Source organism: Paratissierella segnis (genome assembly GCF_014385195.1).
Classification (GTDB): Bacteria; Bacillota; Clostridia; order Tissierellales; family Tissierellaceae; genus Paratissierella; species Paratissierella segnis.
The window spans coordinates 16,316-29,473 of the sequence record NZ_JACRTG010000014.1; the positions used below are offsets into that span (position 1 = coordinate 16,316).

Annotated in this window: 12 protein-coding genes and 1 pseudogene; 12 read left to right on the forward strand and 1 reads right to left on the reverse strand. The window is 35.3% G+C overall.

All coding sequences use genetic code 11. The features are described 5' to 3' along the window. Positions 1-20: 20 nt before the first annotated feature. The 4 genes from H8707_RS04970 to H8707_RS04985 all read left to right on the forward strand — a co-directional run bounded on the left by H8707_RS04970 (position 21) and on the right by H8707_RS04985 (position 4,307). Complete coding sequence (locus tag H8707_RS04970) at positions 21-1,544, forward strand: glutamate synthase-related protein (protein WP_262429037.1); 1,524 nt, start codon at positions 21-23, stop codon at positions 1,542-1,544. 563 nt (positions 1,545-2,107) lie between these two features. Further along, entirely contained in the window at positions 2,108-3,091 is a 984-nt protein-coding gene (locus tag H8707_RS04975) for a hypothetical protein (protein ID WP_262429038.1), read from the forward strand. A 152-nt stretch (positions 3,092-3,243) separates the two neighbouring features. Further along, positions 3,244-3,384, forward strand: coding sequence for a hypothetical protein (locus H8707_RS04980; RefSeq protein WP_262429039.1), 141 nt, complete (start codon positions 3,244-3,246; stop codon positions 3,382-3,384). A 215-nt stretch (positions 3,385-3,599) separates the two neighbouring features. Further along, positions 3,600-4,307: a nitroreductase family protein gene (locus tag H8707_RS04985; RefSeq protein WP_262429040.1), complete on the forward strand. Its 708-nt coding sequence runs from the start codon at positions 3,600-3,602 to the stop codon at positions 4,305-4,307. 29 nt (positions 4,308-4,336) lie between these two features. On the opposite strand, the gene H8707_RS04990 is transcribed toward H8707_RS04985, so the two are convergent. Then, positions 4,337-4,939, reverse strand: coding sequence for a TetR/AcrR family transcriptional regulator (locus H8707_RS04990; protein ID WP_262429041.1), 603 nt, complete (start codon positions 4,937-4,939; stop codon positions 4,337-4,339). A 49-nt stretch (positions 4,940-4,988) separates the two neighbouring features. Here H8707_RS04990 and H8707_RS04995 point away from each other — a divergent pair, with 49 nt between their 5' ends. From H8707_RS04995 to H8707_RS05025, 8 genes and pseudogenes are all read left to right on the forward strand, one after another. Then, the gene (locus H8707_RS04995; RefSeq protein WP_262429042.1) at positions 4,989-6,665 is read left to right on the forward strand and encodes a xylulokinase; all 1,677 of its coding nucleotides are present in this window, start codon (positions 4,989-4,991) and stop codon (positions 6,663-6,665) included. Between the two features lie 24 nt (positions 6,666-6,689). After that, entirely contained in the window at positions 6,690-8,132 is a 1,443-nt protein-coding gene (locus H8707_RS05000; protein ID WP_262429043.1) for an aspartate aminotransferase family protein, read from the forward strand. Between the two features lie 18 nt (positions 8,133-8,150). Beyond that, complete coding sequence (locus H8707_RS05005) at positions 8,151-9,467, forward strand: RuBisCO large subunit C-terminal-like domain-containing protein (RefSeq protein WP_262429044.1); 1,317 nt, start codon at positions 8,151-8,153, stop codon at positions 9,465-9,467. 17 nt (positions 9,468-9,484) lie between these two features. After that, complete coding sequence (locus tag H8707_RS05010; RefSeq protein ID WP_262429045.1) at positions 9,485-10,117, forward strand: HAD-IB family phosphatase; 633 nt, start codon at positions 9,485-9,487, stop codon at positions 10,115-10,117. A gap of 263 nt (positions 10,118-10,380) precedes the next feature. Next, positions 10,381-10,533, forward strand: a pseudogene (gene rd / locus H8707_RS05015) (rubredoxin); the annotation flags it as partial. A 72-nt stretch (positions 10,534-10,605) separates the two neighbouring features. Further along, positions 10,606-11,052 (forward strand): rubredoxin-like domain-containing protein, encoded by a 447-nt coding sequence (locus H8707_RS15220; protein WP_394354635.1) that lies wholly within the window; start codon positions 10,606-10,608, stop codon positions 11,050-11,052. Position 11,053: 1 nt separating this feature from the next. Then, positions 11,054-12,034 (forward strand): ferritin family protein, encoded by a 981-nt coding sequence (locus H8707_RS05020; RefSeq protein ID WP_262429046.1) that lies wholly within the window; start codon positions 11,054-11,056, stop codon positions 12,032-12,034. A gap of 372 nt (positions 12,035-12,406) precedes the next feature. Further along, positions 12,407-13,111 carry an aspartate/glutamate racemase family protein gene (locus H8707_RS05025; RefSeq protein WP_262429047.1) on the forward strand — a complete coding sequence of 235 codons (705 nt, stop codon included), beginning with the start codon at positions 12,407-12,409 and terminating at the stop codon, positions 13,109-13,111. Positions 13,112-13,158: the final 47 nt, after the last annotated feature.

Consider the following 13,158-nt stretch of genomic DNA (forward strand, 5'->3'; position numbering starts at 1 on the left):
AAAACAAAGGGGGCTTTATCATGACTTACCAGCCTAAATTATCATCTGCATTTAATGATACATATCTTAGGAGCAATCATATTTCTCCGCAGTCAGGAATGTGTTCGTTTTGTACAGAGGAATGTGATGGAACGTGTGAAATTGCATTAGCATCGGTTTTAGGCAAGCAAACTGTTTATCCAATAAATACCGGAAATAATCAAGTGGCATCTGAAAAGGATTATCCAATTGATTTTTCACACTTTAATATCAACGGACGGGTATTTGGTGCTATTGGTGTTAATGCTAGTTATGAAGAAGCAAATATTTATAATGTAAATTTAGAAAGAGAATATGGTAAGTTGAATCTTGTGAAATTGACTATGCCAATCATTTTACCCGCTATTATTAAATTAAACTGGAAGGATTATTTTGGCGGAGCAGCCATGGCGGGAGTAACATGTGTAATTGGTGAAGAATCAAGAGATAAGGATCCTAATTTAAAGATTGAGAATCACAAAGTTGTTGAATTTCCTGCTTTAGGCATTATATTAGATGCTTTTAGAAAATATTATCGGGGATATGGGCAGATTGTATTACAGTGTAATGTTGAAGATGATATGCTGGGAATTCCGGAATATGCAATAAAGGAATATAATTTAGAGGCTTTAGAGTTCAAATTTGGTCAAAGTGCGAAAGGTACACAACCAGTTCGTAAATTAAAAAACAGAGAAGAAGCATTAGAAAAACAAGAAATAGGGATGTTGGTATTTCCGGATCCTATGGATCCTGAGATTATTAAAAAGGATGAAGAAGGAGTTTGTCCGAATTTCAATATTTATACTAGATTACCATTGTGGGATGAAGAGTACTTAGTTGGAAGGGTAAAGAAGTTAAGAGAAATGGGAATTAAAAACTTCTATTTCAAAATGGCCGGATATGATAGAGCTGATTTAGAAAGAGTAATAAGAATTGGGAGTGAAGCCCAGATTGATATGATTACTTTTGATGGTGCCGGTGGAGGAACCGGATATAGTCCTTGTAAGATGATGAATGAATGGAGTCTGCCTACAATATTATTGGAAGAAGCAGTTTGTAACATAGTTGAGAAATTAAAAGCGGAGGATCGTTATATTCCGGCTATTACTATTGCTGGTGGATTTAGTTCTGAAGACCAAGTATTTAAGGCACTTGCATTTGGAAATCAAAATATAACTGGTATAGGAATATGCCGTGCTTCTATGACAGCTGCCATGAGTGGTAAAAATGTTGGTGAAAGAATAAAAAAAGGAGATATTCCTAATAATATGAAGAAAATTGGCAGTACTGTTAATGAACTATATTATGATTTGGCAGATTTAAGATTTATATATGGTAAGGAAGCAAATAAATTTTCTTTAGGAGCTGTTGGAGTATTTTCATATTTAAATAAAATAGCTTTTGGATTAAAACATTTTGCAGCTCTGAATCGTAAATTTGATATTTCATATCTTGACAGAAGCGATTTGATTCCACTAACTTCTGATGCTAAGGCTCTTATTAATGGAAATTGGTTTAAAGCTTAATAATTTCTTATTGATAGTCTAAAGCAAATACATTAAAATTGTTCATTAAATGAAAATACTGGGCGTTTTCTAATTTATGTAGAAGACGCCCAATATTATGTCATTTATAAAAGAGATGAGCCCATAAATTGATGGTAATTGTCAGTATGAATCAAATGATATTGAATATGAAAGTGTTTTCATTATCCCTTTTTGTGTTATTATATTAATATGGGCGAAGATAATAGGAAGGGAACCAAGGGAAAAGCCCTAAAATATATTATTTTGCACCTCTTAAAATATATGATGAAGAATATTTTCTTTTTTCTGAATGGTATGAAGTGCTTGTAAATAATGATAAGGCATACCTAATGAAGTGGTTAGTATTATATAAATGAGTGATTTAAGTCTACAGTTTTTAAAAAGGAACGGAGGTGTCTAACGATGATAGTAGAAACAAGTTTATGACTTTACAACAAAGTGGTGCGATAAATTTCTGGTCAAATAATCAATTACATAGAACTGATAAATTTTCATATATAGTGTTAGAGGTTAGATATTAAGAAAAATAGAGGTGGGTAACAATGACGGATAGAAATAATATAGAGGATATTTTCGAGATAATTGAAGAGGATTTTAACTGGTTAAATGAAGATATTAATGACCACATAAAGATATTAAAAGATGAGGCTAAAGAATTGATTGAAGAAGATTTAGTAGAAGAGCTGGAAGGGTGCCTAGAAGAGCTCAAAGATCTAAAAAAAATACTTGAAAAAATAGATGATGTGAGAAATGAATATATTTCTATAACAAAAGGCGAAGAACAAGATCAATTAGGCAATGATACTGAATACGATTATTTAGATGATTGGACAGGCACTGATCCCATACAGGTGGAACTATTTGGTATAAAATATGATGTGAAATATTGGAGAGATATTTTGTTGATATTGATGGAAGAACTAAATAAAAGGGATAAGGGAATAGTAGCAGATGTTTTAAGGGATGACAAATTTAAGGGAAAGAAAAGAATACCGCTTACTTATGAACATAATAAGATAGATAAAGAACATTATAAAAAGACCTCTTATGGATTATATGTACTAGTCAATGATAATGCAAATACTATTTACAATAGATGTATAAGGATTTTAAAAATTGCTGGATATAAGGAACAAAATTTAAAGATAAAATTAAATGATAGTGCTAAAAATAATGAAGAAACTAATATTGAAAATAGTAGTACAGACAATGAATCAATAAAGTTGGCTAAAAAATATGCAAGTATATCTATTGATAAACCTTTATTTAAGACTATTATAAATAGTATTGTTAATAGAAAGAACGAATATGGTACTGATTATATAGAACCAAGAAAGATAGCAGAAAGATATGAGAGCTTGATTTTAAAAGATACAAAATATACTACGGCTTATCATGTAGTTATTAATATAGTTAAGTATTTAGTGGATAGCCACTTTTTGGATAATTACGGGGAGTCCAAAAAAGGTAAATACATTGTGATTGATGACAATTCGTTAAAGATATGGTTAGCTAATAATATATAAAATAGTATGAACGGATAGTGCTATAGGAGGCGTTAAATAATGATAGGTGCAATATTGGAGATATAGCTGGTTCTCGTTTTGAATTCAATAACTATAGGGCAAAGGATTTCATATTATTTGCTGAAGATTGCTTTGCAACTGATGATAGTATTATGACCTTAGCTGTAGCTAAAGCAATTATAGAGACGAGGGAAATTTTAGAATCTACTTCATTTGAAGATGCTATTAGAACTGCAATTTCAGTAGGCGGAGATATTGATAAAATTGACTTTCTAAAAAAATGGAGATGCTAAGATGAAATCAATAAGAAATATAGATAAGAAGAAAATAACTCTTGATGAGATTTCAACATTATATAAATTAGATGGTTACTTCTAAAATAAGAACAGAAGACGTAGAACAATTGGGATTCTCATTCTAATTAGTTATGATTGCCGGATGTAAATTGAACAATGAATACGTTAAACAAATTAAAATTTAGTATAATCTAATGTATGGAGGTAATCTTATGCTAAGTGCAATAGAAAATAGAGCTTCACGGAGAAAGTTTGAAAATGAGCCGATTACAGATTGGGAAAAAGAAAATATTATTTCGATTATAAATCATTTAAATGAAGTATCCGGTTTAGCCATGGAATTTATGGAGGATGGAAGCGTTGCCTTTGGAAAGTTAAGTAAAAGTTATGGGCTGTTTACCAGTGTACGATCCCTCGTATTGATGAAAGGTAATAAAGACGATAAAGATTTAGACGAGAAAATTGGATATTATGGAGAAGAATTAGTTCTTCATATAACCAATTTAGGTCTTGGAACATGCTGGGTTGGGGGTACCTTTGATAAGGATGTATTAACTATTGATAAAAGTGAAAAGTCACCTTGTGTTGTAGTAGTAGGTAAAGTAGCAGCTCTTTCCTTAAAGGAAAAGATGATACATTCAGTTACGCATAGAAAGGTAAAGAGTATGGAAGAACGAATTATAAGCGATAGTCCTTTGCCTCAATGGGTACAAAACGGAATGAAAGCTGTACTATTGGCTCCAAGTGCTAAAAACACACAAAAAGCAATGTTTAAATATGAGAATAATACCTTAAGTGTTCAAATTGCAAATGACTATTCAATGGATATGATTGATTTAGGCATTGCCAAGAAACATTTCGAAATAGGAGCAAAAGGGAAATTTGAGTTTGGGAATGGAGGTATCTTTTATTTAGAATAAACACCTCACTCCCAATAAATCTAGAAAATTTATTCCGATTTACTGCGGTATTCACTTAGCATTGCAGTAAAAAAGCGGTCTAGTTTCTCTTTAAGAAATTCAGGGGAGTACTCATCAATATGAGACCACTCAAACTGGGTTATGAGATAAATACCCATAATCACATCTACAATATCATCTGCATTAGCGCCGGATAAAAACAATCCTTCATTTTGTGCATCTATGACAAGCTCTTTTATAATATTCACCATTTTTTTACTCGTTGCATACAATGCGCTGTCCTCACAAGAACTAAGATATGTAATGCGGCGTGAAAGTCCCAAGTATTCTACCGATGCAGATACTAACTCTTCTAATGCAATTTTTAGTTTCTGCTCACTGTTTTTGCAGTCAGTATTATCACTTTTGACCATAGCTTCAACCCTGTCAAGTACTTCATTCGCAGTTCCTATTAATAGGCTTTCTTTGTTAGAAAAGTAATTATAAATAGTCGCTTTAGATACTTCAGCCTTATTTGCAATATCCTCCATCATTGTTTCTTCATAGCCTTTTTGTGAAAACAACTTACGGGAAGCTTTTAAAATGCGCTTTCTGCTATTAATTTTGTTTAATTCTCTTCTATTCATATCCATAATATTATTATACAGAAAAAAATAATTTTAGCAATAATAGATTTTAGTATTGACACGAATTTTAGACCCGAGTATAATTATAGTATCGATACAAACTTTTCAGACACATATCTTTATAAATGGAGATGATGTTAAGATGAAGGTTATTGCATACGACATCGGCACAACTGGTCTTAAAACATGCATGTTTGATATTAGCAAAAAGGAAAGCGTTTACCTAATTGACGGCGAAGTGGAACCATATGAACTGCATGTTTTAGAAAATGGCGGAGTGGAACAGGATCCCTTGGAATGGTGGGATGCCATGGGAAAAAGCACAAAAAGACTTTTAAAAAGAACGGGGGTTTCTAAGGAAGAAATTAAAGGAATTTCGTTTTGTTCGCAAATGCAGACGTTGGTTATGGTTGACAAGGAAGGCACGCCGCTTAGGCGAGCTATGAGCTGTATGGATACCAGAGCAGATAAGCAATTTGCCAAGTATATGAAAAGAGGTTTGCAAATAGAAGGGCTAAATCTATACAAAGTATATAGATTAATTAGGATTACCGGAGCGGTCACTGCAAGCACCAAAGACCCTATATGGAAATATCACTGGATTAGGGATAACGAACCGGAAATTTATCATAATACATACAAATGGCTGGACGCAAAGGAATATTTGACCTGTCGTGCTACAGGAAAAATGCGGGTAAGCCGTGATGTTGCAAGTGCCACATTTCTCTATGATGTAAAAAAAGGTTGTTGGAGCAAAGAACTATGCAATTTATTTGGCATTGATATGGATCATCTTCCTGAATTGTGTAATTCAACCGATGAAGTGGGCGGATTATTGCCAATTGCCGCGAATGATCTTGGCCTGGAACCGGGAATACCTGTATTTTCGGGGGGCAGTGATGTCAGCCTATGCCAAATAGGAGCCGGTTGTCTTAATGTAGGAGATGTAAACTTCTATTCCGGGACCTCAGGATGGGTATGTACGACAGTGGATAAACTTCATTTAGATATTGGCAATGTTATAGGTGCTTTAGTGGGAGTGGACCCTGATTCTTACTGTTATATTGCCGAATTGGAAACTGCCGGCAAATGCATGGAATGGGTAAAAGATCGTATTGATTTACCTGAAATGGACTATGACGGTTTGATTGAATACATGAAGGATGTCCCTGCTGGCAGCAATGGCATTGTATATTCTCCTTGGATGCATGGAAATCGTTGTCCTTTTGAAGATCCTTATGCAAGGGGAGTATTTTTTGGGCTGGGAATTGCAACACGTGGCAGTGATTTAGTTAAATCTGTGGTTGAAGGTGTTTGTATGCATATGCGATGGATGCTTGAAGTAACGGAGAAAGCGTTCAAAACGACATCAACTGTGCGATTTACAGGTGGAAGCGCGATTTCACCTTATATCTGTCAGGTGTTAGCCGATGTTTTGGGCAGGGAAGTGGAAACAATTGAAAATCCACGGCATGTGGGAACAATAGGAGCTGCAGCATTGATGGCAGTGAGCTTTGGACTTATTTCTGATATTAAGGAGATAAAAGATATTATAAAGGTTAAGGCTTCATATAAGCCAAATGCCGCTAATACAGCTATATATGACAGAATTTTCCCGGTATTTAAGAACCTTTATTTTGATAATAAAAAATCTTTTGCCTCCCTTAATGCTTTATATGAGGGTTTATATAACCAAAATGAATCCTTTGAAGTTGAAGAAACATTAATTTAGTAAAAAAAATTAGAGGTGAATAAAATGGACAAACGTTATGGTATTTCAAAATGGCCTGATGTAAAAATGATTAACGAAAAGATGGATAGGCTAGTCAATGATAGGATATATGAAATAAACCCTAAGGCGATGGAAAATTATCTTTCGTATTTTGATACGAAGTGTAAGGGTTCTAAAGCCTTGATTGAAGAAGCAAGGAAGTATATCCCAGGAGGAGTGCAGCATAATCTTGCATTCAATTATCCATTTCCGCTAGCAATCGATAGAGCGGAAGGAGCATATTTGTATGATGTTGATGGCAACCGATATGTGGATTATCTGCAGGCAGGAGGTCCTACATTGTTAGGAAGCAATTATAAGCCTGTTACGGATAAGGTATTGGAGGTTATTAAAGATCATAGCCCTGTTACTGGATTATTTCATGAATATGAGCTGAAGTTAGCAAAGATAATTAATGAAAATATGCCTTGGGTTGAGCAATATCGCTGCCTTGCAAGTGGTACAGAGGCGGATATGGTTGCTATTCGAGTTGCAAGAACATTTACTGGAAAGGAAAGAATAGTAAAAGTTGGTGGAGCATATCATGGCTGGAGTGACCAATTGGTTTACAGCTTGCATATCCCATATACAAAGACATTTGAAGCTCATGGAATACCTAGTGAGCTATCAGCTAATACTACAGAAGGTTATCCTGGAGATATAGAATCTCTACGAAAGGTTTTGGAGGAAAATGAAAGGGCAGGAGGAACTGCAGCTGTACTTATTGAGCCTTTCGGTCCGGAAAGCGGAACACGAATGGCAGAATTTGATTACTGCACAAAGGTGCGAGAGCTATGCGACGAGTTTGATGCGCTTCTTATATTTGACGAAGTAGTAACTGCATTCAGGGCGGGTCCCGGCGGAGCACAAGGCTACTTTAACGTAAGACCTGACCTTACTGTATTCGGCAAGATTGTAGCTGGAGGATTCCCAATGGCAGGTGGCATAGGAGGCCGCGAAGATATAATGAGCTGCTTGGCAGCAGGTGTTCAAGCAGGGAAGAAACGAGCTTATGTTGGTGGCACCTTGACAGCCAATCCTCTAAGTTGTGCTGCCGGATATTATGCTATCAAAGAAATTGTTGAGCAGGATGCTGCAAGAAAAGCTGGAGAAAATGGAGATAAACTGTGTGCAGGTATTCAGAAGTTAATTGATAAATATGAATTGCCCTTTGTAGTATGGAATATAGGATCAATTCTTCATTTTGAAGTATCAGGAGTAATGTATTTATCTGTTACTGATCCTGATATATTTAAAAAGATTCCGGCTAGACAGCATAATATTGAGAAGTTTGGGGCTGCATTGACTGCTAACGGGATAATTACTCTTGCAGGCAGTCGTATATATACTAGTATGGCGGATAATGACGACACGATAGAGGAAACTCTCAAAGGCTTTGAGGATGTTTTCCAAAATATTGAGCGCTAAATTAAGGAGGATGCTGAAATGATACGAAAATTAGATGAAGTAAACTTAGGACATGCGTTTCCGGAGGTAGCATTTTCGGAAGATTATATTATCGGAACTTATCAAGCTCGCATAAAAACAAAAAGTATTGAAAAACTTGCATTAGCTATTGCTGATGAGCAGACTACAGGTACCTGGATAAAGGTTGGCGCCGATTCCGTAGATAAAAAAATAAAGTTTGGCGCAAAGGTTGTTGCAATATATGAAGTACCTGACACAGGTGCTGATTATGTTGAGGACTTGCCGCCAATGTATATTATTCAAATTGCATTTCCTATGGAAAATTTAGGTAACAGTATTTCTATGATGCTTACAACGATATTTGGAAATATATCGGCTTCAGGAATGGTTAAATTGATAGACTGTGCATTTCCTAAAAAATATGTTGAGAAGTTCCAAGGTCCGAAGTTTGGAGTAGAAGGTCTTCGAGATTTACTTGGAGTTAAAGATAGGCCGTTGCTAAATGCAATGATTAAGCCCAATATAGGCTGGACACCGGATGAAGGTGCGGAGATATTTTACAGTGCTGCTAAAGGTGGAGTTGATATAATAAAGGATGATGAGCTTTTACCTGCTAATGAAAGCTTTTGTCCTCTTAAAGATCGTGTAACAAAATTTATGGAGAAAGAGAAAAAGGTATTTGAAGAAACAGGCGAGCACACTCTTTACGCCGTAAACGTTACAGACAACATTGATAAAATAAAGGATAATGCCTACAGGGCTATAGAATATGGTGCTAACTGTATAATGCTTAATACCTATACAGCAGGACATGGCGCACTAAAGATGCTTGCAGATGATCCGAATATAAATGTACCCATATTGGCACATGTAGACTTTGTAGGAGCATATGCAAGCTCAACATATACCGGAATTTCCGCTCCGTTGGTTATAGGTAAAATTACCCGACTAGCAGGAGGAGACTTCCAGATAAACGGTCATCCTTGGGGAAAATTTCCTATACCGTATAAAATATTTTATCGAAGTTTTAAATTCTTTACACAACCTTGGTGGAATATTAAGCCTATGATGTATGCTTGTTCAGGTGGTACAACCCAGTTAGTTGTAAAAAATTGCATTGATGATTTGGGTACCGATATTATTTTGGCAGCTGGCGGAGGAGTACATGGACATCCCGATGGCAGTGAAGCTGGAGCACGATCAATGCGTCAGGCAATAGATGCTGCAATGAAAGGCATTGATCTTATGGAATATGCAAAGGACCATGAGGAACTAAGGCGAATGGCAGAGTTTCTCAATCCTGATATTTTTAAAAACTTTGATTTAATGCAATAAAACAAAGGAAAATGCTTATGTATGATAAAATATTGTTTTTAGATTTTGATGGAACCATTACATCGGAAGAGACATTAGAAGGAAGTATGCGACGTACAATTGAACCAAAGCTTTATGAAGAAAAACATAAGGAGATGCTTTCCGGTAAGCTTACACTCAGTCAGGTATTGCATATGGGATTTGGAACTATTCCTTCAAGTAAGTTGGGAGAAATTATGGACTATGTCAAAACTGTTCCTATTAGGAAGGGTTTTGAGGAATTATTGGATGCAATGCAGCAAATAAATATTCCGGTAGTAGTGATTTCAGGAGGACTTTCCCCATATGTCAATGAAAAGCTTGCTCCTTATAAAGATAAGCTATTGAATATACACAGCGTAGATTTAGATTGTAATGGTCCGTATATGAAGCTTATATCCGATTATGAGCAGGATGGGGAGATTATGCAAAAGACACTAATTATGGCTGAATATGACTATAATTTTGCTATTTGCGCAGGGGATAGCTATACAGATGTACGGATGGCGCATGAAGCAGATTTGGTATTTGCCAGGGATAATTTGGCAGTCTTATTGGATAAAAAAGGCAAGCATTATGAGCCATGGAATGATTTTCATGACATAAGAAACTTTATTATGAATTTTGAGTAAAAATGTGGGAGGGACATTAACAATTGTCCCTCCCTATTTTTTCTATTGACAAATATTTAATATCCTATTGCATTTTTAACTTTAGTTGTATATAATTAGAATGTAACAATTACTACTTTGTAATAAATACAATATTACACAATTATGGTAGTAAAATCATGAACATTAATCAACTTCCAGATTAATAGTAAGAGCGTATATTTCAAAGGTATTTGTAAAGATGCCTTATAAATATAGAAGAAAACAAGTGAGGAGGTAATGAAATGGCAAAATATGTATGTTCCGTTTGCGGCTACATATATGATGAAGCAAAAGGTATTCCCGAAGAAGGTATTGCCTCGGGCACAACATGGGAGGAATTGCCGGAGGATTGGGTATGTCCTCTATGCGGCGCAGAAAAATCTGAATTTGAAAAACAGGGTGAGTCAGTTGCACCTTTGGAAAAGAAACCAATATCTGCAATTGAGTCATCCGTAGATATGAGAGAGATGTCTCCTTTGGAAGTCAGTGCACTTTGCACGAATCTTGCACGTGGATGTGAAAAACAGTACAAGCCTGAAGAAGAAGCTATTTTTAAAGAACTATCCGAATATTTTAAAACAGCTTCAGCGCCTGCTAAGGATCCGGATTATAATCAATTGATTGCATTAGTTGAAAAAGATTTAGAAGAGGGATTTCCGAACGCCAATTCTGCAGCATCCAATGCAAAGGATCGAGGTGCGCTTCGTGCTTTGGTATGGAGTGAAAAAGTTACTCGAATTCAAAAATCAATTTTAGCACGCTATGAAAAAGAGGGCGACAAAATCCTCGAGAATACAGGAATCTATGTTTGTACTATTTGCGGCTTTATTTACATAGGAGATACGCTGCCGGAAATATGCCCTGTATGCAAGGTGCCTAATTGGAAATTCGAGAAGATTGAGGGGAGGGAATAAAATGGGCGATAAATATGCAGTAAGAAATATACGTTTGTGTACAAAGGACTGTTTATGCCTTTATGTCTGTCCAACTGGGGCGACAGATACAGAGAACAGTATAATAGATGTCGATAAATGTATCGGTTGTGGGGACTGCGCCGATGCCTGCCCATCCGGTGCGATTTCTATGGTTCCGAAGGAATATCCCAAACAGCAGGACAAAACAGATTCAGCTGTTAATGCGCTGAAAGCATTGATGCGAAGCAAGTCGAAACAGGAGAATATAGCTGCTGGTTTATCTGGCAAACTGGCTTATGCTATAGAAAAATCAAATCGTATCATGGCGGAGGATATCATCCGTGAAGCCGGATATATGCTGCCGCAAAGCGAAAACACCAAGGAATTTTTGCAATCACTTCTTGATAAAGATTATCCGGAAAGATTCCCTAAAGATGCTGTAAAAAAATTATTAGAAAGTTTAAATAAAAATGAGGAGGACAAAACAATGAATTCAAACAAAACCCAAGAAAATTTAATGGCTGCTTTTGCAGGAGAATCTCAAGCAAACAGAAAGTATTTGGCTTATGCCGCAAAAGCTGAAAAAGATGGAAAGAAGAATGCTGCAAAATTGTTTAAAGCTGCAGCACAAGCGGAGACTTATCATGCATTGAAAGAATATGAATTGGCAGGAAAAGTTGGTACAACAGAAGAAAATATTAAAGATGGAATCGCAGGAGAAACCTATGAATTTACAGAAATGTACCCTGAATTTATAAAGGATGCTGAAGCTGAAGGAAATAAAGCAGCGGTTAGAGCATTTACATTTGCAAAGGAAGCGGAAGAAGTCCATGCTAAGCTTTATAAGGATGCATTAGAGAATATTGATGAGACTGAAGAAGTTTTCTACTATCTATGTCCTGTATGCGGTAACATTGAAAAATCTCGACCTGATAAATGCAGTATTTGCGGCGTTCCGGGAGATAAATTTATTAAATTCTAATATCAATTGATGACAATCTTTTAAGAAATATATTAGAACATAAAAAATTCAATAATGAATTTAGATAAAAGTATCTGATTATCAACAAAACGATATGTTGTTGTGAAGTTAATTCATGACGAAAACATATCGTTTTTCATTTATGAGACTCATATAGAATCTTTTAAATAGTACAAATAGTATTTATTGAAAATCACTAAAAATAACATAATAGAATTATTTTAATAAAAAATGTATAATAGAAGAGAAACAGTTATAGGCATAATATGAAGATGACATTGTAATCGAAAGCTTGATACACGTGAATATGCTAAAGATTTTTGTTTAAGAATGCGGCTAGACAAATAAATGGGATGTAGGAAGGAGAAAAAAATGAGTAAACTAATTGGAATAATAGGTGGAATGGGTCCTATGGCTTCACAACTATTTTATAAAATGGTAACGAATATGACGGAAGCCGGTTGTGATCAAGATCATTTGAATATGATAATATATAGCGATGCTTCAATGAAGGATAGAACATCAGCAATATTAAATGGTGAATATACTGAAATACACGATCAATTGCTGGCAGATGCAAAGATATTGGAGCAAAGTGGATGTGAAGCGATTGGAATTACATGTAATACGGCGCATTTTTTTGCAGATATGATAAAAGACGAAATAAATATTCCTATTATACATATGGTTCAGGAGACTGTTGATCAAGTCGCACAAAAAGCCAAAGGAGAAAAGGTGGCAGTATTAGCCACTGATGGTACAATCCAAACGAAACTATATCAGGATAGGCTGGAAAAGGTAGGAGTGGTTCCTTTTATATTGCCGGAAGACATGCAGAAAATTGTAATGTATGAAATTTATGACAGGATAAAAAAGGGTAAGCCTTGTGACTTTGAAAAATGGGCTGTATTGGATAAGTTTATAAAAGATGCTAATTGTAAAAACGCGATTTTAGCCTGTACGGAGCTTTCAATAATAAAAGAAGAAATTCATTTGGATGATTTTTACGTTGATCCTATGAAGGTATTAGCTGCTAAAGTGATTGAATTTAGTGGTAAAAAATTGAAGAAAGCTTGATTGAATCGGAGGGTCATGGCAATGAAAAAGGTTGCATTTATCTATAA